The sequence below is a fragment of the Pelagimonas sp. genome (assembly GCF_058892305.1).
Genome location: NZ_JBZXVN010000022.1, coordinates 57,964 through 82,235, shown reverse-complemented (window position 1 = coordinate 82,235; position 24,272 = coordinate 57,964). Strand labels below are relative to the sequence as shown.

At 55.8% G+C, this 24,272-nt stretch carries 16 protein-coding genes and 1 tRNA gene; 4 read left to right on the top strand and 13 right to left on the bottom strand.

The window, feature by feature from the left end; genetic code table 11:
* Nucleotides 1–54 precede the first annotated feature (54 nt).
* A complete protein-coding gene (gene gltX, locus AC5EFR_RS10225) occupies nucleotides 55–1,389 on the bottom strand; it encodes a glutamate--tRNA ligase (RefSeq protein WP_493575726.1) in 1,335 nt (444 codons plus the stop codon).
* Nucleotides 1,390–1,552: 163 nt separating this feature from the next.
* Between gltX and AC5EFR_RS10220 the strand changes: the two genes are divergently transcribed.
* A complete protein-coding gene (locus tag AC5EFR_RS10220; protein WP_493575725.1) occupies nucleotides 1,553–2,497 on the top strand; it encodes a 1-phosphofructokinase family hexose kinase in 945 nt (314 codons plus the stop codon).
* Nucleotides 2,498–2,534: 37 nt separating this feature from the next.
* Here AC5EFR_RS10220 and AC5EFR_RS10215 read toward each other — a convergent pair.
* The 4 genes from AC5EFR_RS10215 to AC5EFR_RS10200 all read right to left on the bottom strand — a co-directional run bounded on the left by AC5EFR_RS10215 (nucleotide 2,535) and on the right by AC5EFR_RS10200 (nucleotide 5,870).
* Nucleotides 2,535–2,611, bottom strand: a tRNA-Pro gene (locus tag AC5EFR_RS10215).
* 42 nt (nucleotides 2,612–2,653) lie between these two features.
* Entirely contained in the window at nucleotides 2,654–3,631 is a 978-nt protein-coding gene (locus AC5EFR_RS10210) for a DMT family transporter (RefSeq protein WP_493575724.1), read from the bottom strand.
* A 181-nt stretch (nucleotides 3,632–3,812) separates the two neighbouring features.
* Entirely contained in the window at nucleotides 3,813–4,916 is a 1,104-nt protein-coding gene (gene leuB / locus AC5EFR_RS10205) for a 3-isopropylmalate dehydrogenase (RefSeq protein WP_493575723.1), read from the bottom strand.
* A gap of 57 nt (nucleotides 4,917–4,973) precedes the next feature.
* Nucleotides 4,974–5,870 (bottom strand): LysR family transcriptional regulator, encoded by an 897-nt coding sequence (locus AC5EFR_RS10200; RefSeq protein ID WP_493575722.1) that lies wholly within the window; start codon nucleotides 5,868–5,870, stop codon nucleotides 4,974–4,976.
* Nucleotides 5,871–5,964: 94 nt separating this feature from the next.
* Here AC5EFR_RS10200 and AC5EFR_RS10195 point away from each other — a divergent pair, with 94 nt between their 5' ends.
* On the top strand, nucleotides 5,965–6,882 hold the full coding sequence (locus tag AC5EFR_RS10195) for an NAD-dependent epimerase/dehydratase family protein (RefSeq protein ID WP_493575759.1): 918 nt from the start codon (nucleotides 5,965–5,967) through the stop codon (nucleotides 6,880–6,882).
* Here the strand turns inward: AC5EFR_RS10195 and AC5EFR_RS10190 are convergent.
* From AC5EFR_RS10190 to AC5EFR_RS10170, 5 genes are all read right to left on the bottom strand, one after another.
* The gene (locus AC5EFR_RS10190; RefSeq protein ID WP_493575721.1) at nucleotides 6,818–7,663 is read right to left on the bottom strand and encodes an endonuclease/exonuclease/phosphatase family protein; all 846 of its coding nucleotides are present in this window, start codon (nucleotides 7,661–7,663) and stop codon (nucleotides 6,818–6,820) included. The genes AC5EFR_RS10195 and AC5EFR_RS10190 overlap by 65 nt on opposite strands.
* A gap of 101 nt (nucleotides 7,664–7,764) precedes the next feature.
* Nucleotides 7,765–8,595 (bottom strand): hypothetical protein, encoded by an 831-nt coding sequence (locus tag AC5EFR_RS10185; protein WP_493575720.1) that lies wholly within the window; start codon nucleotides 8,593–8,595, stop codon nucleotides 7,765–7,767.
* A gap of 366 nt (nucleotides 8,596–8,961) precedes the next feature.
* Entirely contained in the window at nucleotides 8,962–9,567 is a 606-nt protein-coding gene (gene leuD / locus AC5EFR_RS10180) for a 3-isopropylmalate dehydratase small subunit (protein WP_493575719.1), read from the bottom strand.
* Nucleotides 9,567–10,973 carry a 3-isopropylmalate dehydratase large subunit gene (leuC, locus tag AC5EFR_RS10175; RefSeq protein WP_493575718.1) on the bottom strand — a complete coding sequence of 469 codons (1,407 nt, stop codon included), beginning with the start codon at nucleotides 10,971–10,973 and terminating at the stop codon, nucleotides 9,567–9,569. Before leuC ends, leuD begins: the two co-directional genes overlap by 1 nt.
* A gap of 958 nt (nucleotides 10,974–11,931) precedes the next feature.
* Nucleotides 11,932–12,240, bottom strand: coding sequence for an EthD family reductase (locus tag AC5EFR_RS10170; RefSeq protein ID WP_493575717.1), 309 nt, complete (start codon nucleotides 12,238–12,240; stop codon nucleotides 11,932–11,934).
* Between the two features lie 137 nt (nucleotides 12,241–12,377).
* On the opposite strand from AC5EFR_RS10170, the gene AC5EFR_RS10165 reads away from it, so the two are divergent.
* Nucleotides 12,378–13,556: an acetyl-CoA C-acyltransferase family protein gene (locus tag AC5EFR_RS10165; protein WP_493575716.1), complete on the top strand. Its 1,179-nt coding sequence runs from the start codon at nucleotides 12,378–12,380 to the stop codon at nucleotides 13,554–13,556.
* A 33-nt stretch (nucleotides 13,557–13,589) separates the two neighbouring features.
* On the opposite strand, the gene AC5EFR_RS10160 is transcribed toward AC5EFR_RS10165, so the two are convergent.
* The 3 genes from AC5EFR_RS10160 to AC5EFR_RS10150 all read right to left on the bottom strand — a co-directional run bounded on the left by AC5EFR_RS10160 (nucleotide 13,590) and on the right by AC5EFR_RS10150 (nucleotide 21,610).
* Nucleotides 13,590–14,072, bottom strand: a complete 483-nt coding sequence (locus tag AC5EFR_RS10160; RefSeq protein WP_493575715.1) for a DUF1203 domain-containing protein — start codon at nucleotides 14,070–14,072, stop codon at nucleotides 13,590–13,592.
* A gap of 69 nt (nucleotides 14,073–14,141) precedes the next feature.
* Nucleotides 14,142–16,157: a penicillin-binding protein 1C gene (gene pbpC / locus AC5EFR_RS10155; protein ID WP_493575714.1), complete on the bottom strand. Its 2,016-nt coding sequence runs from the start codon at nucleotides 16,155–16,157 to the stop codon at nucleotides 14,142–14,144.
* A complete protein-coding gene (locus tag AC5EFR_RS10150; RefSeq protein ID WP_493575713.1) occupies nucleotides 16,157–21,610 on the bottom strand; it encodes an alpha-2-macroglobulin family protein in 5,454 nt (1,817 codons plus the stop codon). Before AC5EFR_RS10150 ends, pbpC begins: the two co-directional genes overlap by 1 nt.
* Nucleotides 21,611–21,736: 126 nt before the next feature.
* On the opposite strand from AC5EFR_RS10150, the gene AC5EFR_RS10145 reads away from it, so the two are divergent.
* The gene (locus tag AC5EFR_RS10145; RefSeq protein ID WP_493575712.1) at nucleotides 21,737–24,268 is read left to right on the top strand and encodes a response regulator; all 2,532 of its coding nucleotides are present in this window, start codon (nucleotides 21,737–21,739) and stop codon (nucleotides 24,266–24,268) included.
* Nucleotides 24,269–24,272: the final 4 nt, after the last annotated feature.

Genomic DNA, 24,272 nt, shown 5'->3' with positions numbered 1-24,272 from the left:
GAGTCTCAGCCATGCTGAGACGGGGCAGCGCCCGCCCCCGGTCCAAATCGCGCCTTAGCTGGCCAAAGACCGCGCAGGGACCTTTTGCAAAAGCTGCATCACATCGGCCATTTCTGGCCCACGTTCCTGCCCGGTCATCGCCTTGCGAAGCGGCATAAATAGACCTTTGCCTTTGCGACCCGTGGCCTCTTTGACCGCCTTGGTCCAATTGCCCCAGGTGTCGCCGTCAAATGGCCCTTCGGGCAACAAGGACATCGCTTGCGCGATAAACTCTTTATCCTCATCGGCAACCAGAGGTTCGGCACCGTCACTGAACAATGTCCACCATCCTGCTAGATCACCTCGCACGGTGATGTTCTCACGGCACACCTTCCAGAACAGCTCGGCTTTTTCGGCCGGAACACCCGCCGCCGCGACATCATCTGCAACATCCGACAATGCCAAACCATGCAGCTTGCGCGCCGTTAGTGGGAACAAATCCTGGACATCGAACTTCGTCGGAGCGGAGCCAAATTGCGTGGTTTCAAACCCGTCGGCAATGTCTTCGAGAGACAGGCGTAGCTCAACCGGCTGGCTCGACCCAAGACGCGCCATCAGGCTCAGCAAGGCCTCGGGCTCGACCCCTTGTTCACGCAGATCGCGAAGCGCCAGCGTTCCCAACCGTTTGGACAGCGATTCGCCCTGTGGCCCCGTCAGCAATGAGTGATGGGCAAATTCCGGCGGAGTTCCACCAAGCGCGCGGATCATCTGAATCTGCGTTGCGGTGTTGGTCACATGGTCATTGCCGCGCACCACATTGGTCACGCCCATATCCATATCGTCACAAACCGAGGCAATAGTGTACAAAACCTGCCCGTCGGCCCGGATCAGGACCGGATCAGAGACCGATGCCGCATCAATTGACACATCGCCCAGAATACCATCGTTCCATACGATCCGCTCGTGATCGAGCTTGAACCGCCATACGCCGTTACCACGCTCGGCGCGCAGCGCTTCTTTCTCGTCTTCTGACAGATCCAAAGCTGAACGGTCATAAACCGGTGGCTTGTGCATGTTCAAAAGCTTCTTGCGCTTGAGGTCCAGTTCGGTCGGCGTTTCAAACGCCTCATAAAACCGACCCATCTCGCGCAGCTTATCCGCGGCATCGGCATAACGATCCAACCGGCTAGATTGGCGCTCAATCCGATCCCATGTCAGGCCGAGCCATTCCAGGTCCTGTTTGATCGCATCCACATATTCTTCTTTCGAGCGTTCAGGATCAGTGTCGTCGATACGCAAGATGAATTGCCCGCCGGACTTGCGGGCAAGCAGATAGTTGAAAAGCGCGGTGCGCAGGTTGCCCACGTGGATATAGCCGGTGGGCGAGGGTGCAAATCTTGTAATGGTCATGAGCGGCCTCCTGTCAGGGGCGTGGTTTCAGGGGCAATGTTTCAGGCGCGTGTGTTTTCACAGGTGCACGGGTTTGTCCAGTTCTGCCTGACACCTATACCGGGATTCTAGCCTTTCCTGTGCGCGCTTGTCTTGGCATGTTGGCGTTAACAAAGAGGTTACCATGACTGCGATTCTCACCGTTACGCTCAACCCTGCCCTCGATCTTGCCACATCCGTTGAGCAGGTGGAGCCCAATCGCAAACTGCGCTGTGGACCGGAAACGGCGGAACCGGGTGGCGGAGGTGTAAACGTTGCCCGCGCTGTCATGCAGTTGGGTGGTCAGGCCCGTGCCCTGGTGGCTTTGGGTGGTCATACCGGCAAGGCGTTGGGCTCCTTGCTGGCGGAACAAGGGCTCGACACAATCCGAATCGAAGCCCCCGCTGAAACCCGTCACAGCTTTGCCGTCACCGATAAAAGCAGTGGTGAGCAATTTAGGTTCGTCTTGGCCGGGCCAAGTTGGAGTGATGCCCAGCTGGATCACATGCTTGATCAACTCGACAGGGTCGCACCGCAAAACGCCTATGTCGTTCTGTCAGGAAGCATGCCCCCCGGCGCAACTCCGGGGTTTGTTTCACATGCCTGCGTGCGGCTTGGTACGGGCCGCAAATTGGTGGTTGATACATCCGGTGCGCATCTCGAAGCCCAAGCCAAAGGCCCAAAACCTGCGCCTTATGTCCTACGGATGGATAGCCATGAGGCCCAAACCTTGTCTGGTCTAACCCTCGAAACCCAAGCCGAAAGCGCCGCTTTCGCCGAAGAACTGCGGCAACGCGGGGCTGGCACGCTGGTGATCATCGCGCGGGGCAAAGACGGGTCGGTCATGGCCGATGGAACCGGGCTTTGGCATGTGAATGCGTCAAACGAAACAGTGGTGAGCGCCATTGGTGCCGGTGACAGTTTCGTAGGAGGCTTTGTCATGGGGCTGGCGCAGGGAGAAACGCCCCCCGAAGCCTTGCGGTTTGGAGCCGCCGCCGCATCCGCCGCCGTTATTAGCGAAGGCACGCAGCTTTGCCGCCAGAGCGATTGGGATCGCCTTTTGCCACTAACCACAATTACCAAGCTCTGACACGGTCGCTTTTCGCTCAATGCTATCTGAGTAAAAATGGTCGGAGTGAGAAGATTCGAACCTCCGACCCCTGCCTCCCGAAGGCAGTGCTCTACCAGGCTGAGCTAAACTCCGAAACCGGCTGCGAGATAGACCGCTACCGTTGAAATCGCACGACTATTTCGGGTCTTTTGTGGACGATTTCATAAGACTCCCGACCCTCGGGCCAGCAGGCAAACCAATCCTTGTCCGCGTCCTAAGAACAGGCCTATTTGAGGATACATCGCTGTCGGATTCTCTGCGCAAAATGTAGAGCCCGCTTAGGATGATAATACCTGCACCGATAAAGGTCGCTGTGTCGGGAACTTCGTCAAAAAACAACGCGCCAAACAACGCCGCCCACAGGATTTGCGAATACTGCATAGGCGCAACCATGACAGCCTCGCCACGTTGGTAGGCCATAATGAGCAGAAACATCGCGACCAATACCATCGCGGACACAATCGCCATCAACCCTAAATCACCAATCAAAACAGGACGGTACACAAAGGGAAGCGCAATGGCCATGAGCACAAAATTGGTCATCATCGGGTAAAGAATCATCACCACGGTCCGCTCATTCGCGCCAACTTTGCGCACAACGATTGAGTTGAGGGCACCTGTGATTGCAGAAATCAACGCCGCTGCATGGCCAAGGCCAAATTCAGCCCCACCCGGTCGCAGCACAACCATAACCCCACATAACCCAGCCAAAACAGCCAGTCCGCGGCGCAAGCGGACTTTTTCACCAAGGATCGGAATTGCCAGGACCGTGATCAATAGCGGAGCCGCAAATAGGATTGCATAGACTTGCGCGAGAGGAAGGACCGAGAACGCGTAAAACGCCCCAAGGGCCGCGAATGACCCCGACACACTGCGCAACGCGATCCAGCCAGGGTGGTTGGGGCGCAACGTTCCGGGCTGCACATCGCGCATCATGATGACGCTGATGATTGGAAAGCTGAACAGCGCGCCGAAAAACAGGATTTGAACAGCCGAATAGCTACCGCCCAAAAGCTTGATAATGACGTCATGCGTGGCAAACACGGCAAAAGCAGCCAGCCCCAAAAGGGCGGCATGCAGCGACGAATTTGAAGAGGCAGTTTGTTGAGACATGGCAGACCTGAGACAAGACCGTTACCGCAAACTGGTTACAGTGTTCTCGTTGTCACCTGCAAGAACAATACGAGGGTTCAGCAATCTATTGCTGGGTGTGTGCGGGTCGCCGCCCCCCGAATTCACAAAAACGGGTGCCCAAGTCAGGCACCCGCAAAGTGTTTTCGTTGTAAGACTGAGCTTACAGGCTCGCATCCAATGCTGCGATGATAATGTCGCCCATTTCGCTGGTAGAGACAGGTGTAACACCCTCTTCACCAAGAAGATCCGCGGTACGCACACCATCAGACAGGACTTTTTCAATCGCAGCCTCAAGGCGGGCCGCTTCGGCCCCTTGGTCAAAGCTATAGCGCAGTGCCATGGCAAAGCTGAGGATACAGGCGATTGGGTTGGCTTTGCCTTGACCGGTGATATCCGGTGCGGAACCATGTACCGGTTCGTACATCGCTTTGGGGCGACCATTGGCCATCGGCGCACCGAGCGAGGCCGACGGCAGCATGCCCAAAGAACCGGTCAGCATTGCTGCGCAATCAGACAGGATGTCACCAAACAGGTTGTCGGTCAGGATGACGTCAAACTGCTTTGGGGCGCGGACCAACTGCATTGCGCCGTTGTCGGCATACATATGACTTAGCTCGACCTCAGGGTAATCAGCGGCAACGCGACTAACCACTTCGCGCCACAAAATGCCCGATTCCATAACGTTGGCTTTTTCCATCGAGCACAGCTTTTTGTTGCGGCGCATGGCAAGCTCAAAAGCACTTCGGGCGGCACGTTCGATTTCGGATTCGGTATATCGTTGGGTGTTGATGCCGACGCGCTCGTTGCCCTCTTCAAAGATGCCACGCGGCTCGCCGAAATACACGCCCGAGGTCAGCTCGCGCACAATCATGATGTCGAGACCGGCAACAATATCGCGCTTTAGGGAGGAAAAATCAGCCAAGGCGTCAAAGCATTGGGCCGGGCGTAGGTTGGAATACAGGTCCATTTCCTTGCGCAGGCGAAGAAGGCCGCGCTCTGGCTTGACGCTAAAGTCTAAGTCATCATATTTCGGGCCGCCAACCGCCCCCAACAGAACGGCGTCAACGTCCTGTGCTTTGGCCATAGTGTCGTCGTGCAATGGCACGCCATGCGCGTCATAGGCGGCACCACCGACCAGATCTTCGCTCACATCAAAAGCCAGATCACGCTTGTCGCCAAACCATGTGATGATCTTGCGTACTTCGGCCATTACTTCGGGGCCAATCCCGTCACCGGGGAGGATAAGAAGCGAGGGGTTGGTCATGAGAGCTGTCCTTTGTCCTTTAAGTTGCCAAGGGCCTAGCCCGCAGCGCCCGCAGGGTCAAGAAACGCTGGGCAAAAGGCCGACCGCAAGGGCATCCCAGACACGTTTTATGCGCGGAGTAGAGCGAACGGCCTCATGTGCAGCGAGCCACAAAGGCAGGGTCGGCAACGGAAATTCGGCAAACAAGCGCTCCACCTCTGGTTGCGTTTCGCCAATGCAGACCTGAGCAAAGCCAACACCGCACCCCGCCCGGATCAACTCCCAATAGGCTGCATGATGGTCACACCGTGTTGTAAACCATTCGCGCTGCGCCTCAAAACCAAGGTCGCGCATACCACGCAAAATATCATCACTCTGGTCATATCCAACAAGATCGAATTGAAACATATCTTCAAAACTGCGCGGTCTACCGACGCGTTCGAGGTAAGTTTTGGCGGCATAAATCCCCAGCTCCAACTCACCCAAATGGCGCGTGATAATGTCAAGCTGGGTTGGCTCATACATGCGAACGGCGATATCGGCTTCGCGGTACAAAAGATTTTCGGTCCGGTCTGAGGCCACAAGGTCAATGCTAATGTCGGGCTCTTCGGCGCGCAGCTTGGCCAATATTGGCGGCAATTGATACTGGGCCGTAAACACGCTGGCTGTGATACGCACTGGTCCAGAAAGCTTTTCTGACCGCCCTGCCGCCGTCAAACTAAGCGCACGAAGACCATCCGCCATGATTCGTGCATGAGGAAGCAAAGCAGAACCGGTATCCGTCAATGCTAAGCCTCGGGGTTGTCGGGAGAAAAGCGAAACTTCGAGGTCGGTTTCGATCTGCCTGATTTGGCGACCAACCGTGGGTTGAGACACGCCAAGCTGACGCGCCGCCCGAGATAGGGAACCGGTTTCCGCGACTGCGAGAAAGGATTGGATCAATGACCAATCGAGATTTGAAAGCGCTGCATCCATTCATCCATGAATACATGCAATACGAAAATTGGCAATTCCCCATTTAAAATGAATAGGCCACGCTAGGGCAGCGACAGAAAATGAGGTCATTGTGATGGGAACGGTTTTGATATTGGGGGCCAATGGCCGGTTTGGTCGCCATGCCGCCGAGGCATTTTGGAACGCTGGCTGGCGTGTGCATCTTTTTGACCGCGGACGGGACGACCTTGCCCTCGCATCAACCGGTGTGGATGTCATCGTCAATGCTTGGAACCCTCCCTATACGGACTGGGCTGCTCAACTGCCTGAGCTGACCGCCGACGTGATTTCCGCAGCAAAAGCAAATGGTACAACGGTGCTTTTGCCCGGAAATGTGTATGTTTTCGGTGCGGGCACATCGCAAAAAATGGATAGTCACTCTCCCCATGAGGCAACCAATCCATTGGGTCTACTGCGCCGTCAAATGGAAGAAGCATATAAGACTTCAGGGGTCCAAACCATTATCTTACGCGCAGGGGATTTTCTTGACACAGAAACTTCCGGGAATTGGTTCGACAAGGTCATGGCACCATCATTGCGCAAGGGCGTTCTTACTTATCCCGGCGCGCAGGACGCTCCTCATGCCTGGGCCTATTTGCCCGATCTTGCACGCGCAGCAGTTGCGCTGTGCAATAGACGCGCCGATTTGCCCAGCTTTTCAGATGTCCCTTTCCCGGGATACACCTTGACCGGCAAAGACCTTGCTCGCCTATGTTCATCTGCGATGAACTCAGAGGTTCGCGCCGGCAAGATGAGTTGGCTGCCGCTTCAGCTTGCTCGACCGTTTTGGCCCTTGGCCAAACACATACTTGAGATGAGGTACCTTTGGGATATGCCCCATCATCTTGACGGGACGGAGTTTGAAACACTGCTTCCAAATTTTACAGCAACTTCACCAGAGGCGGCTTTGCAAAAGGCGATTGCACCTTTCAATCCAGTGTCACATCCACCCAAACAAGACGATGAGGGCCTGCATTCGGTTCCGGCGGCGTAACCTCTGCATTCACGACCGCCAGCGCTTTGTCAGGCAAGACATAAGACACGCGCATTTCCCCCACCCGTTCCCAAGCAACCGTCGGAAAATCCGGAAGCGGATCTTGGAAACGCGCATGTGAGAGCACTTGCTTGACGGCGGCACGAAGCCCGTCGCCCCGATCAGGATCAAGATTGAAATTGCCCGTTAAAACAACCGGGTCTTCAAACATACCCGTGTCTTGAGCTAAGGAATGCATCCACAGCAGCACTTCGTCGTGATTTCGGCGACCATTTCGATCTTCGGGACCGTCAAAAACGGGAGGAGTCGCCGCAAGAGTAAGCAAAGTAATTGCGCGATCATTCACGCTCACCTTAACGGCCCAATGAGCCGAAGACGAAAGGCGTTGGGCTTTGCCGACCGGATCGTCCGGTAAGATCAAACTATGAGGCACGTCGCCCCATGCGAGCTTGGATTTGTCAGCGGTTAGCTCTAAGGGATAGCGCGACAAGATCGCTTGTCCGCCTTGACCGGAAAAATACCCAAACCCTTGCGCGTCGCGTGGCCCGCCCCGTCGTCCATCACCATCAACGTCGACCCCCGTTGGCAGGCCAGTGTTCGGCTTGTTAGCGAACAAATAGTCTAGTGAAACGCCTGCCTTGGCGAGCCGTGCTTGCAGCGCTTTGAGAGCAACTTGCCCGGCATCATAGTCGATATTTGTCAAATGCAAGATATCGGGTTTTGCTCGAACAATAGTCTCGATTCCTGCCACCGGCTCATCGCCAACAAGTTCGCGAAGCATAAGGCCCGGCCCCTTGCGGCTAAAGTCACCATGCCATGTGGCTATTCTAATCGGGTCTGCAAATGCGGCCGCGGCAACCAACAAGTAGCTGGCAAGCAGGATTAGGCCACCTGCAATTCGGCCTGCGCATAAGCGCGTCTGCGCTTTTCTTCGATCAGGTCGGCGATGCGCATCAAGGCAACCCCTCGCATGATCAAACTTACCGGCAAGAAGGCCCATGCGCTCATTGTCCAGATCAGTGTTTGCGGGTCGGTCAATGACAGAGACACCGCAAAGACCGAAGCGGCTTTGAGCACCGCTGGGATTAAAAATGGCAGAAGAAAGCCTAAAGCGACGTTAACATGGCTATCTCTTTTCAGCCGTCGGAGCACGTCGCCCCCTGCAGTTGGGTCAAACAACGGCAAATTCACCCAAAAGTTAAAGGCCCCATGACCGAGTGGCCAGTCCATCACCCGCACTAGGACCACGAAAACCAGCAACATCAACAGGGAGGTCAAATAGGAAAACCCAGCATGCATGCGCACCTGATCGAGTTCAGGCGGCGTCGCTGCATCCGGGGCCAATAGCACCATAAGACGAACAGGCGAAAACGGGAAATCCATCGCGTGGCCAACCCCGTCGCCCAGCGTCGTTAGCAACAAGCTAACAGGGGTTGGAACCACCTGTCCGCGCGCAATCAGTGACAACAATAGAACCGTCAGGAACAAAGCAAGAAAGCGAATACGGTTAAAGGGCGGGGCATCTCTGAATTCGATCAAGCTCGGATACTCCGAACTGTATTCGACAAAGACCAACAAGGCCGCAACCAGCGACAGCAACACGACCATTTGGACCGTGTCGGCCGATGTGCCGGGCAATAAAATTGCAGGCAACGAAAACACCGATGCCACAAGAGTCGCCCGAACGGCTGCGCCGAACATACGTTTGATCACTTAATCTGCCCTTTCAGTCCGGACGAAAACGATACGATGCCGTTTCCTTGTTCCATCCCGATGCCGTCGTTTGTGACGGCCTGCCTCATTGTTGCCTTAGTTTTGCCCCAGTTCGGTTTCGGCGACAACCTGCCGATTGCCCTTACCCTCATTTTGCGGCAACTTCGCAAAGCAACTGGTGCGAGAATGCATCATCTTTATTAAGAGATGCTTACAACCCACTGGAAAATCGCAATATCTTGGGGGCTTAGACTGAAAAGGCACAAGCCCGCTGGCGAATGAGCCTAATCGACACAATCAGACCTAGACATAAAAAAAACCCGGCCCAAACCGGACCGGGTTTCTCAACTTAGTCAGTAAGAGACGTTAAACCCAAGGGCGCGCCTGTGCTGCTTGTTCTTCGAAACTGTCGATTGAAGCGACTTTTTCAAGCGATAGGCCGATGTCATCAAGGCCATTCAACAGGCAATGTTTCTTGAACGCATCAACTTCAAAGGCAATCGCTTCGCCATCCGAAGTGGTCACAGTTTGCGCCTCAAGGTCGACGGTCATGCGAGCGTTTTGCCCTTTTTCCGCGTCCTTCATCAGCACATCAATCTGTTCCTGCGGAAGAACAATCGGCAAGATGCCGTTTTTGAAGCAGTTATTAAAAAAGATGTCGGCAAAAGACGTGGAGATCACACATTTGATGCCGAAATCCTTGATCGCCCAAGGCGCATGTTCACGCGAAGATCCACAGCCAAAGTTATCACCGGCAACCAAAATCTCGGCTTCGCGATATTGCGGTTTGTTCAACACAAAATCCGCGATCTCGGTGCCGTCACGGTTGTAGCGCATTTCGTCAAACAAATTGACGCCAAACCCAGAGCGCTGGATCGACTTCAGGAAAACCTTGGGAATGATCATATCGGTGTCGATATTGACCAGCGGCATAGGGGCCGCGACGCCCGTGATTGTTTGAAACTTTTCCATTAGATCATCTCCCGAACGTCGGTGAGTTTGCCGGTGAGCGCAGCCGCAGCCGCCATGCCAGGCGAGACAAGGTGTGTTCGGCCTTTGTAGCCCTGACGCCCCTCAAAGTTACGGTTCGACGTCGATGCGCAGCGCTCGTTCTCAGCAAGCTGATCCGGGTTCATAGCAAGGCACATGGAACACCCGGCAAGGCGCCATTCAAATCCAGCATCTTCGAAAATCTGCGCCAGACCTTCTTCTTCGGCCTGAGCACGGACAAGACCAGAACCCGGCACGACCATAGCGCGCATGCCGTCCTTGATTTTTTTCCCTTTCAGGATTTCAGCGGCAGCCCGCAGATCTTCGATGCGCCCGTTGGTGCACGACCCGATGAACACGGTATCGATCTCAATGTCAGTTAGCTTTTGACCGGGCTCAAGCCCCATATATTCGATCGACCGGCGCGCGGCTTCGACTTTACCGCCTTTGAAATCATCCGGGCTCGGCACGGTGGCCGTAATCGGCAGCACATCCTCGGGCGAGGTGCCCCAAGTCACAACCGGCTGAATGTCTTCACCTTTCAGGGTGACGACCTTGTCGAAATGTGCACCTTCGTCGGTGAAGAGTGTTTTCCACCAATCCAAGGCGGCCTCAAACTGGGCACCTTTGGGGGCGTGTGGACGGCCTTTGACGTACTCAAAAGTCTTCTCATCAGGCGCAATCAAACCGGCGCGGGCGCCGCCTTCGATAGCCATGTTACAGACGGTCATACGACCTTCCATCGAAAGATCACGGATCGCTTCGCCACAATACTCGATGACATAACCGGTACCGCCACCGGTGCCGGTTTCACCGATCACCGCAAGTGTAATGTCCTTGGCGGTCACACCGGGTTTAAGCTTGCCGGTGATCTCAACCTTCATGTTGAGCGACTTTTTCTGGATCAGCGTCTGGGTGGCCAAAACGTGCTCAACCTCAGACGTGCCAATACCATGTGCAAGCGCCCCAAAGGCACCGTGGGTCGCGGTGTGGCTGTCGCCACAAACAACGGTCATCCCCGGAAGGGTCCAGCCCTGTTCAGGACCAACAATATGAACGATGCCCTGACGCACGTCGGTCACCGGATAATAATGAATACCAAATTCCTTGGCGTTCGTATCCAATGCGGCAACCTGAACGCGGCTGTCTTCCGTCATTGTCTCAGGGTTTTCGCGCCCAGCCGTTGTCGGAACGTTGTGATCCGGAACCGCAATGGTTTTGTCAGGCGCACGCACAGTGCGGCCCGCCATACGCAGCCCTTCGAAGGCCTGCGGAGATGTCACTTCGTGAACGAGGTGACGGTCAATATACAGAAGGCTGGTGCCATCGGCATCTTCGTGCACGACATGGGCATCCCAGATCTTATCATAGAGCGTTTTGGGGGACATTCGGTCCACTCCCGTATTGTTTGCTATTAGGTATGGCTGTTTCGGGAGGCGTTTTCACGCCGTATATTTATAGTCGGGCCAGAACCGTGAAGGTGGCACCGTAAAAGCGTTCACGAAGGCGCGCGCGGTCGCCGAAGTCGAAAAGCGGAAACATGAGATGCGTGTACCGGCAGCAGGTCTTGAAATCAAGTGAGTCGAGATGATCCTGTATAGGGCCTATAAGGCACGCCAGTCAGCACTTGCCATCAACGGCTCCGAAACGAACCGCCATTGAGTCACCTACGACCAGCAAAACTTGTGCATTTGAATCACTACCAGTCACAAAGCTCCTCCGATCGTTCTAGTATCGGATAAAGAGTTTTTAAAATGCATCATTTTGTTACTTTTTTCCGCACCAAAGCGCAAGAATAGGCCAAATCCAAGCGTTTGCTCTTTTGTCGCATTGTAGGAAAGAGGCCGAGCGACTTGATAAGAGCTTTGCAACAACCCGACTTGGGTGACGAAGGTAAGTATGATGCGTAGCGGTCTCAACATGTTAAACTTGGGCTTAATGGCGGTGCTTTTGGTCGCTGCTATGTCTGTACATGCGCGAGGAATGACCCCGACTCATGGTATTCAGACGGATTTGGTGCGTCCCCCCATCTTGGACCAAGATCAAATCTGGAATTAACCAAATTGTAAGCTGCGCCATGGCATGTTTTGACCATGACGCAGACCAAAAACAACTCTTCACGCGAGACTTGGCACGATGTGGCCCGCCGCCCCTATGATGTATCGCCGGGGCCACATGTTCCACAGCGCGGAGCACGCACTAACGGAGTACCTTCTCCCGGAAAACCATCGGTGTGGCGCGAATTGTTGCAGCTTTTAAAACCATCTGTTGGAACCAAACCCCACTCGGTGAAAACGGCCTATGGTCGCGACAAATACGATGGTACCCGTTACTAACGAAAATTAGCTATCCCGCGACCTCCCCGATCAGGATATCAGGTTGCACATTTGTAAATTTTGGGATGTCTTCCATCACCGGACCTGCCGCTTGCATTGCAGCGTCCATCTTACCCTGATCGGCAAAGACAATTGACGCAATCGCGTAATAGCCAGCAGCCGTATCAGGCCCCCCTGCGATCCCTTTTGTAACGAGAGTCTTATCGATATGTGGACCCATATGTTCGCCAACCAGCTGCATATGTTTTGAAAAATAATACTCGTAGTCGAATGTTGTGCCGACACCGATGGGGTACAGCACCTGAAGAGAAACGCTCATCTCAGTATCCTTTTATGAATAGAGTGTCAGCCTACTTCAAAATTCCATTTACCCCTAAGGATTCGTGACGGGACGTTGTGGCTGACATGCCGCGGCGCAGCACGCATAGTTGCTGCAAACCTGTGAGGAGGACAGACATGAGCGACGATATCGTCATTTTAAGCGGTGTGCGTACCGCAATTGGAACGTTCGGCGGTAGCTTGGCCAACACAACCCCGATTGATCTCGGGGCAACGGTGGCCAAAGCGGCGATAGAGCGCGCCGGAGTTGACGCCGAACAGATCGGACAAACCGTTTTTGGTCACATCATCAACACCGAACCCCGCGACATGTATCTGTCGCGTGTCGCGGCAATACAGGCCGGTGTGCCGGATGTTGTCCCCGCAATGAACGTGAACCGACTATGTGGCTCGGGCGTTCAGGCGATCATTTCAGGCGCTCAATCTTTGATGCTGGGGGATGCGGATTTCGCCTTGGTTGGTGGCGCGGAAAACATGTCGCGTAGCCCCTACATCGTGCCAAGCCAACGTTGGGGAGCCAAAATGGGGGATATCAAAACGCTCGACATGATGCTGGGTGCTTTGAACTGCCCCTTTGGCACCGGTCACATGGGTGTGACGGCGGAAAACGTTGCGGCGGAACATGACATCACCCGAGATCAACAAGATGCCTTTGCACTGGAAAGCCAAAACCGCGCTGCGGCGGCAATAGAGGCCGGACATTTCAAAGATCAGATCGTTCCGGTTGAGGTGAAACGCAAGCGTGAGATGGTTGCCTTTGACACAGACGAGCACCCAAAGGCTACGACGCTTGATGTTCTGGGTGGGTTGCGCACCGTTTTCCAAAAAGATGGCACTGTCACCGCAGGGAACGCCTCCGGCATCAACGATGGGGCTGCGGCACTGGTGTTGGCGCGGGCAAGTGCGGCGGATGCCGCTGGCCTGAAACCCCGCGCCCGTATTATCGGCTATGCACACGCCGGTGTGCGCCCAGAAGTCATGGGCATTGGCCCGATCCCAGCTGTGGAAAACCTGCTCAAGCGCACTGGGCTAACTGCGTCCGATTTCGATGTGATCGAAAGCAACGAAGCCTTTGCTAGCCAAGCGCTTGCAGTGAACAAGGGCCTTGGGCTTGATCCGTCAAAGGTTAACCCAAATGGTGGGGCCATTGCGTTGGGTCACCCTGTCGGGGCGACCGGTGCCATCATCACTGTCAAGGCGTTGTATGAACTGGAGCGGATTGGTGGTTCCAAAGCCTTGATCACTATGTGCATCGGCGGCGGTCAGGGCATCGCCTTGGCGATTGAACGCACGTAACATCGGCGGGACGGTGGGTGGGGCGAGGCTCGGTTACGAGCCAGCGACACCCCCGTCCCTATAGGCCCGTGCCAACCAACAATTGTTGCGGGCCGAACGTACATCGACAAACGCCACATCTGCCCTGTTTAGACGCGCGAAAATTGCAATCTCCACCTCTGCTTGCGCAACAACCTCACCCGTACCATACAAAATCCGCTCATCTGACGTATAGGCTTTGATCAAATACTGCGGCGACAAGGTCAAAACCTCAGGCACCCCATTACCCGAATAGCCCTCACATGCCTCGGCGCACAAAAATATCGGACCTGTCTCGGCGTAGGGTTGCAATGCGCCAAACGGGCGGTGGGCCAAGATCAACATGCCTTGCCCTTCGCGAACCGGTTTCAAACAATGACGACACGGGTTGCCGCTCCCTTCTGCAATCACGCGTTCCGGTTTCAACCCATAGGCATCTGCCCCGCCCTGTTGATAGTGGCGTGCTTGATCTTCGGTTAACCCATTGTAGATTGTCATTACATGTCTCCCTTTGGACCTAGGGAATAAGCCATTGGTGCCTTTCTGAGCGATCCGAAGCTTGCGGTTTCAACGCAGTTCGATCGACACCCGACCAGAATTTCCAAGCGCATCAATGACCGAAAGCGTCGAAAATCCCCGCCCCTGAACCGGTGCAAAAAATTCCGCGCGGCGCAATCCTGATGCCGACACAGCTCCGTCGACCAACAAGGAGTATGGCGGGACGCCACCGCGTATCTTGACGGGTATGCCCCCGGCCTCCAATGCCAAGCGCGCTCCATCAGGTGGAAATGTCACCTGCAAGGCAGGGGCCTTTTCGCGCGGCCCAAACCTCTGCAACGTAACGGGAAGCTGTGCCCGAGAGATCAATAGCGTTTCGGGCGGTGGCGGGGCCAAGGGTACAGGGGTCATCCGCGCGCGCTCCAGGGCCTGAAACAAAACCGGCGCGGCGTCTGATCCGCCAAAGGCCCCCGGAACCGGAGTACCATCAGGCCGACCGATCCAGACGCCAGCCACAAATTGCCCATCCCAGCCCAGCGCCCAAGCATCCCGATGGCCGTAAGATGTTCCGGTTTTATAGGCAACACGACCTGCGGGCCCCGCTGTGGGCGGCGGGCTTAACCCCGCCAAAATATTCCCAATCTGCCAGGCCGCTGTACCGGATAAAACAGGCTGCGGGGCCTGCTCGTCGACATCACGGTTCCATCGCAGGGGCACCGCATCGCCACCGCGTGCGATAGCCGCGTAAAGCTGCACCATATCCTGTAAAGTGACACCAACACCACCAAGGCTAAGCGCCAATCCCGGCGCACCTCCTTGCATTTGCGCCTCAACATTCGCGCGCTTTAACGCGGCCATAACATGCGCGGGTCCCAAGGCTTCGGTCAGGCGGACCACAGGAATATTTAGCGACAATTGCAACGCCTTGCGCACCGACAATTCGCCGCGAAAAAGGCCGTCAAAATTTTGCGGAGCGTAGCGCCCGAACTGCACCGGGGTGTCGAGGATCAAGGTCTCAGGATGCGCCAAACCGCGATCAAATGCCAGCCCATACACCAATGGCTTCAATGTCGATCCGGGCGAACGGATCGCTTGGGTCATGTCAACAAACCCCTGGCCTTGTGTTTCGGCATACTGCGGTGATCCGACCGAGGCCAAAATCTCACCTGTGTGATGATCGGCCAGAACAATTGCCATCGACAGACGCGGATCACGCCCGGACATGTGCTGGGCCACCATTGTTTCAAGGCTGCGCTGCACCTCTGCATCGAGGGTTAAGTCATGCCGCCCGGGCCCAAGCGCGACGGCACGATCCGCCATATGTGGGGCCAATTGCGGCACTGGCTGACGAGCAATCGGTGCCGGATCGCCTTGGCCGGCCAAAGCGGCCTCCATGTCGATTACCCCGGCCCCCTGCATCCGCATCAAAACCCGATCCCGCGCCAATTTTGCCGCCTCGGGATGACGATCTGGGCGGCGGCTTTCGGGAGCTTGTGGAAGCGAAACAAGAAGAGCGGCCTCGGCCGGGGTGAGGCGCGTTGGTTCCTTCCCCAACCACGCCAAAGACGCGGCGCGCAGCCCTTCGATATTACCACCATACGGCGCAATTCGCAGGTAAAGCGCCAAAATCTCCTGTTTGCTTAATCGCCGCTCAAGTGCCAGCGCCAAGCGCATCTGGCGAAGCTTCCCGGCCCATTTTCCGGTCGACCCATCCTCAAGCAGACGCGCAACCTGCATTGTCAAGGTCGACGCCCCCGACACAATACGGCCATGACGCACTGCTTGACCAAAGGCGCGAGCCGTGGCCACCGCGTCGACTCCCTGGTGCTGGTAAAACCGTTTGTCCTCATAGGCGACCAGCATCTTGTAAAACAGCGGGTCAACTTGGTCCGGCGACAGCTCCATCCGCCACAACCCGCCATCAATCATATAGGCCCGTAGCAAAACGCCATTGCGGTCACGGACTTCGGGCGAAGTTACATGCACCAACACCGGCAATTCGGTCGCGTCGACATAGGCATCCAGTTGGTCCCGCACCAACGCGACGCTCCAAAGCAAGACGACCAGTGATACCAACCAGCGCATCAGGGCAATATCACAACCCGAGCAGACGCAGTGTTGGAACGGTAATCCGGGCGATACATATCCTCGACCAAGGCCGCTGGATGATGGAATTCACCCGGTGAGACGGCCCTGAGGATATAGGCCAATTGGATCGTATTGTCGCCTGATTGGTTAACAGCCGCCAAGAACCGATCCGACCGGAACTCGGAATGCTCCGTTTGGGATGGCTTTAACCAGTCTAGGCCGCGCAAATCTCCGGCTCGCAAAAGATTGGGATTGTCGATTTCAAACCCGGCGGGCAGCGGATCATTGATCATCAACCGAGCATTGGTTTTGTCGGCCGGGCGCACCGTCAGAACCGCGACCAAGCGGTCACCGGCATGGATATCGCCGTCAATCCTATCACCCTCCATCGAGTAATACTCACGCGTGATGCCATAGCCATATCCCGTCGCATCAACCGCACCCTCCGGAATACCAAGCGTTGTTAACGTAATGTCGGTTGGACGATCAGAGGTGTTGGTGATCTCCATCGGGTCCAAATGCGCCCCATCAATCCGGCGTACAAAGGGGCCAGACAAGGGGGCACCATCGACGTTTAGACCGGAAACCGTTGGGTCCTGAACCATCGCATGCGCAGCAAGCAGCGTCCAACTCTGCTCTTGCGTTGAAAGCGGACGGTTCACATCGGCAATCCGCCCGGTCAATGCATTGCGATCAACGGCATCGCTGCGGGCTTCGACTGCAAGCGACAATACCCCGGCCGCGTCGCGCACCGCGCTGCCATAGTCGGCGCGATAAATCCGCTCTTTGCCCCAGACCTGCTCCGGGATTAGCCCCGCCGCACTGGCAAACATCAGATCAGCGCGTTTTTGATCCCCATACGACGCCAAGGCAGCGCCAAGCTGGGCTCGGGCCAAGGGCGTGGCAAAAGCGGTTGCACGTTCATCCGCGTAATAGCGTAGGTCTCCCATTGCGGCTTCGCCCTCGCGGGCGAGTACCATCAAGGCATAGGCGATATCTTCTCCGCCTTTGTCAAAATCAGGAGCATAAGCAATACGATTGCGTAAGTTATCCAAGGCGTTGCGCCATGCCAGCGCAGGCACATCATAGCCAGCAGCACGTGCACGACCAAGGAAGTCGGTCACATAGGCATCCAGCCAAAAATCACCGGAATACGCGCCCCAAAGCCCAAAGGCTCCATTGGGTGCTTGCCGTGTCAGAACCCGAGTGATCGATTGTTTGATCCGTAGCGAGATGCGATCCGTGTCGCCTAGGCCAAGAGGTTCGGCAATGGAACTCATATAGAGCAAGGGCAGCGCTTGCGATGTCACCTGCTCCGTACAGCCATAAGGATAGCGATCCAACGAGGCCAGCAAACCGGGTGCATCAAAACGCGCCAAAGGCCCGGCCGAAACCAGCGCCGAGGCGCTTTCCATCCGCAAGCCGGAGAACACATCGCGATTCAACGTAAAGGTTTGACCGGACGCCAATGACAAACGCCGGGTCGCACCGATCGCCGGATCATTTGAGCGCACGCCCAAGGCCAGAGTTTTCGTTAACGTCGCGCCATCAGGGGTCGTCAAAGCGATATCGATCTTGTGATCCCCAACCAAATCCGCCCGAATGGGCAGGTCAAAGGCCAGCTTGCCGCCTTCCTTTAACACGACATTTGCGGGGACGATCGTCGTGTCCAGCGCCACACCCGTCGCCGAAAAGGCAAGCGGCATCTCGCCCGTAGCGCCTTTGACATGGGTAAGTTCAAGATGCAGGCGCGATGTGTCGCCGGGGGCAAGGAAGCGCGGCAGAGACGCGCTCATCACCACCGGATCACGCACCAAAACATCGGCTTCGGCCTGCCCAACACCTTTGTCGGACCACGCCACCGCCATCAAACGTACAGTGCCGTTGAAATCCGGCATGTCAAAACTTATCTCGGCTTTGCCTTCGGCATTAACGCGTACTGGACCGGTGAAAAAGGCGACGAGGTCTTCGGTTGGTGGCGGGCTTTGCATCCGCATCCCGGCGGCATAATCCCCCCCCGATCGCACCGCCCCCATCGCGCCATTCATCCCATCAATCAAACGCCCGTAAATGTCGCGAATTTCGACACCCAAGCGACGTTGGCCGAAATAGTGGCCCGCCGGATCGGGCGATTGAAATCCCGTCAGGTTCAAAATGCCGAGATCAACCGCCGCGACCGTCACATGCGCGGTGTCGCCGTCATTCAGCCCGTCAATTTGCACAATCGCCGACAGTGGCCCGCGCGGGGCAACCTCTTCTGCCACGTCAAAGGAGACATCCAACTTGCGCGCCCCCGGATCAACCGAGGCATGGGCAAGGCCCAGCGCGCGCGCCGGATTTTGACCGGCGACAACATCCATCGGGCGAATGACCTGGGCGGTGACATACACGCCCGCGCCCCAATCGTCGGTGACGGCTAGGTCCAGTGTTGTCTCGCCTTCGGACACATCAACCGCCTGCATGGAAATCACCCGATCCGACAAAACAGTGACCAAAGCTTTGCCAGCATAGCGGGGGGCCATGCGAAGACGCGCTGTTTCACCGGGTTTATACGCGGGTTTGTCGAGCGATAGCTCTAACATGTCGGGCGTATCCGTTGTGTCCGCCGCCCCATACCAACCGGCATAGAAATCCATTGAGGCCGCGACATAGCTGCCGTCTGTACGTTCGACCACAACCTCATATTGGCCCCAATCGACATCGGCGCTTAGCTGCATCGGCTCCTGCCCCAAAAGGCCCGTGCCGCGTGCAACCGTTTTGCGCGTGGTGATCGGCTCCCAATGCCAATTGCCGTATTGTTGATACCATTGGTAGCGCGTGCGCACCCGGTTGACCTGCCAGCTGACTTCCATCACCTGCGGGGTCAAATCCGGGCCAAGCGCAACAACGTCAAACATGGCCTTGGCCCCTTCGGGCAATTCATCGTCAAAGGCCGGGCGGATGCCGATCATCGGTGTAGTCGGCAGCACGGCGCGCGAAATCTCGCGCTCAACCGGGCGGCCCGAGGCTTCGGAGAGTCGCAGAGTTGCCCGTGCCGTCATTGGCCGCCCTTTTGCATCAACATCGGGCAATGGCAGGTCCAAAGACGCTTTACCCACCGCATCGGTAACCAAATTGGCTGCAAAACTGTTGGTGCGCACAATGCGCCCGTCGTCGTGACGACCAAACCGATAACGCGGGTAATCCTTGAGGGTCGTCTGGCTTGATAGCTGCACCTCACCTTCGATTGGTAAATCTGCCCCAACGGCCCCGAACAAATACCGTGCGTCGACCGCAAGTTTCGGCGGATCAAGCGGATTGATCGCCCCATCCGGCAGAGTCAGATCGAAATCGATCCGCTCGGGTACAAAATCCTCAACCAAGACACTGGTTTTGGCTACGGCGCTGGCGTCCGGGTCCGAATAAACCGCAATCTGCCATGTGCCGCGTGGAACAGATAGGGCAAGAGGCAGCGTATAGACATGCCCCCCACCGGTCCCACCATCGGAAATGTGGCGCGAATACTCGACACCATCAGGCCGGGTCAAAACCGCCGTCAGCGGCAGGTTTTCAATCGCCGATGCATTGTCATCACGTAACAGTGTGGTGACATAAATCACCTCACCGGCGCGATAAGCCCCGCGATCCGTGGTCATAAACGCATCAATGGGGCCGGAGGGATCCCGCCCTTCGACACCTCGATCTGACAGGTCAAACGCCGGGTCGGTCAGGGATAGAAAGGCCAAATCCTCATCACCGCGCTTGGCAGTCACCAAAGCGGCTTTGGTGCCGCCCTTGCCGCGCAACAGACCCGGAGCAAAATGCGCCATACCGTTCGCATCCGACAAAACCGTCGCCAAAACGCGGTTGGCCGATGACATGAGAGCCACCTCGACCCCTTCAAGCGGGCTTGCGTCTCCTAGACCTCGGGCAAATACAGTCAGGCCATCGTTGCCTTGCAGAGTGGTCAGGCCAATATCCGAAAGCAAAAACCATTGCGTCGCACGGCCGTCGGCGAACTCATCCTTGCCGGGAACCGCAGCCGTCAGGGCATAGACCCCCGCAGGCAAATCACCAACAACATCACCCATCGGAAGGCGGGTGGTGATATCGGCGTTCAGCTGGTTTTCAACCTCACCTTTGCCGCGCCAAATCTCTTCGGCAATGTCACGGCTGAAATGCTGTTCTTCCCATTTTGACAGGGGTTTACCGAAATAGCTGTCTTGAATGGCGCGTAGCAAATTGCGATCCGACACGCGTCGCAAGACGAGATCAACTTCGGCCAGATTGACGGTTTCGATCGGTAAGCCAGCATCAGCAGAGCGCGGCAAAACATAGGCCCGCCCCGTAAAGCCAACCTTTGGTGTGCGATCGCGGACATAGGCGGTGATATCGGTGTTGCGGATGAGGCTTTCGCCATTGTCTGCCGGCAAACCAGATCGGAAGGTCAGCGTATAGCGCCCCCCGTGTTGCAGCCCGGAAACGCAAATACGTTGATCATCCGCCGTCACCGCCATCCGCGGATCGGGAAGACGGACATAGGGGCTATAATCAACCCCCGCCCGGACCAGCTTTTCCGAAAACTCAACGCAAATACGCGGGTCGGCGCTATCGGCTTCGACGGTGTGTTCCCGAATACGGAACCCATATTTGCCAATCGCTTTGTCCAACAATGCGGTCACATCATACCGCGTGCCGTAAAATTCAGCCAAACGTAGCGCCGGGATCATGTCGCGCCCGCGTCCCAACGTCTCTAACACCAAAGCCATATCATGAAGCGCATCCATCAATTCCGTGGCGTTTTCGCCGCGCAAATAGGCGTTGATCGCTGCAAAATAGGCGCGCTGATTGTATTTACGCTGATCCGATCCTTTGACCTCAGTGGCGTAACGCGCCGAAAGCTGGCCGTAGTGCAGCCAATCTTGTGCCGTATCGGTTTGTGCTACGGCCGCCGCCGCCCAATGAACAGCATCTCGCAACTTGCCGGAATTTGCGCTGTTTTCCGCCGCATCCAAAAGGGCGCGCGGGCTCCATTGGCCGCCGGAATGACGCGAACCCAATGCCGCCGCTTCGGATTTGGCACGTTCTAGATCAATGTCGTTCAAGAACCCCAAATCCAAGCGGCGCTCAGCTGCGCGGGCCAAAATATCGGGCGTCGTGTTACGAACCAAAGCCGACAAAGCCCCTTCGTAGGCTTGACGGTCTGTCACCTCGGTTTTGGGAAAACAGGAATTTGACCGGGAGTTAAACGTAAAAGCCTGGCAATCAGGGTTGTCCAAACACAGCTTTTGGCAGGCATCCAACGTCGTATCAAAAAGCGATTGTAGGTCAGATCCAAAGAAATCCACATCGCGGGTTACAATCAGCCGCCGCTCGGGCATGGCCCCATCGTCACCACTTTGGGCAAATGCAGAATGAGCCATCGGAGAACCGAGAACAGCCACAATCAAGGCCAGCACAAAACGTCGCATGAAAAATGCTCCTTTTCGGTCAATACCTTCATGCTGCCACGCCCCTTGGATTCGGACAAGGCTGGCATTTTAAACTGATCTTCACCCCCTGCGCGCAACAGTGCCCTGCACGCAGGAGGATATGGAATGAGTTTGGCCTCACGTCTGGCCGAGGAACGACGCGCGCGGTTGGCAGCGGAACGCTTGCTAGACCTCAAACAAGCTGAGCTGTTTGAGGCGAACCGCCGTTTAGGGAAGCACGCCAAACAGCTGAGCAATGAGATCAAAGAAACCCGGACTGAGGTGGCTCAGGTCCGGCAACGCCACCAGCGTGTCGTGCACGAATTGGGCGAAGCCACACAGCGTATTGAGGTTGTAACCGACCAGTTATGGAAGGCGCTGAAATCCATTCAGGACGGCTTTGCGCTCTTTGACCCCAATGGCAGCATTGAACTGGCTAATGAGGCTTATCTGGCGGTCTTTGATGGAATCGACGACATTGGCATCGGCGCAAGTTACCTTGATGTGCTTGAAGTCCTCTCCCAAGAGGGGCTTGTCGACCTTCAGGGCGAATCAGCCGTCGCGTGGCGGGATCGCATGCTGGCCCGATGGGAAGAACACCCCATCCCGGCCCAAACAATTCGCCTATGGAACGGGCGTTTCATTAAAATCCAAGACAAAAGATTGCCCGATGGTGGTGTCGTCAGCCTTGCCATCGACATCACCGAACTTGCCCGTATGTGGTCAGCCGTTGAAGAGCTGCCCGATGGGTTCGTGATGTACGACCCGGAAGACCGGCTTCTAATGTGCAATGAGCCTTACAAACAAATCTATCAGGCTTCGGCCCCGGCCATGGAACCCGGCACATCATTTGAAGACATTCTTCGCTATGGGTTGGAACGCGGTCAATACACCGAGGCTTTGGGGCGGGAGGAAGAGTGGATTGAGGAACGTCTCAAAACCCATCGTGCAGCCCGATCGCAAATCGAACAGCGTCTCGAAGATGGCCGTTGGATTCGGGTCTATGAAAGTGAAACCAGTGATGGTGGCCGCGTTGGACTTCGTATTGATGTCACGCAGATCAAAGAAGATCAGCAGCGCCTAAAGGAGGCGATGAATCGGGCCGAGGCCGCGAACCGTGCCAAATCTGCCTTTCTTGCCAACATGAGCCACGAAATCCGGACCCCCATGAACGGCGTCGTCGGCATGGCCGATCTTATGATGGAAACCGAGCTTTGTGAGGAACAGCGGCTTTATGTTGATACAATTCGCAGCTCTGGCGAGGCGCTGTTGGTTATCATCAACGACATTCTCGATTATTCCAAAATCGAGGCGGAAAAGCTTGTTCTCCATCCTGAACCCTTTGATTTGGAACGCGCAATTCATGAAGTTGTGATGTTGTTGCAACCGACGGCGCGCGACAAAGACATCGCTTTGCTGGTCGACTATGACATGTTCCTATCGACGCGGTTTATCGGCGATGTCGGCCGCTTCCGTCAAATCCTGACAAACCTGCTTGGCAATGCGGTCAAATTCACCGTCGAAGGGCATGTTCTTGTTCGTGTTGTTGGGGTTGGTGATGACGAGGGTGAAACCGCAATTCACCTCACGATTGAGGATACCGGGATTGGCATTCCTCCGGACAAGGTTGATCACGTTTTCGGCGAGTTCAATCAGGTCGAAGATGAACGCAATCGCAAGTTCGAAGGCACGGGCCTTGGTCTTGCCATCACACGTCGATTGGTCGAACTGATGGGGGGCGAAGTTTGGGCGGAATCCGAACTTGGCAAAGGCAGCTGCTTTGGTTTGCGCGTGATCCTTCCTGCGGAAGAACCCGTTGTTTTTGAAACGGCCAAACTACCAGACTACCTCAAGCGCGTGCTTGTCGTTGATGACCACAGCGCCAACCGCACAATCATGTCCAAGCAGCTCGAGGTTTTAGGGCTCAAAACCGAGTATTGCAAAACGGGATCTGAAGTGATCGACAAGATGATCAACCCACCAGATTTGATGATTTTGGAGCAAGAACTTCCAGACATGGACGCCGAAGAACTTGTCGCGCATCTCAAAGGGGCCGGTCACCGAATTCCCGTTATTGTCCTGTCTGATAACCCCGGTCAGGTCAAAGCCGATGAAGCCAAGGGCATTCATGCGGTTTTGCAAAAACCAGTTCCCCGACGCATGCTCTTTAGCACTCTGGAAAAAGTGGGTCCGGCTCAGCGTGCTGAAAAGGTACCCGAATCCGACAAGCCCCAACAAAAACCAACTGAAACGAGCCAACCCGAAATCATTCTTGATGTCATTGTCGCAGAAGACAACAAAACCAATCAGCTTGTTTTCAAGAAAATGGCTGCCGGGTTCAACGTTGAACTGCGCTTTGCCAACAACGGGCTTGAGGCTGTTGAAGAGTATCAAAAACAGCGACCAGACCTTATTTTTATGGACATTTCGATGCCTCAGATGGACGGCAAGCAAGCCACCCGAGAAATTCGCCGCCTAGAGGCGGAAGACGACCCGGTGCCAATTGTTGCCGTTACCGCCCACGCCATGAGCGGCGACAAAGAAAGCATCCTAGAAGCTGGGCTTGATGACTATCTCACCAAGCCGTTGCGCAAAGCTCATCTGGCCGAAAAAATCGCCTATTACACCAAGATCATTCTGGCCCAACGCGGCGATTGACGCC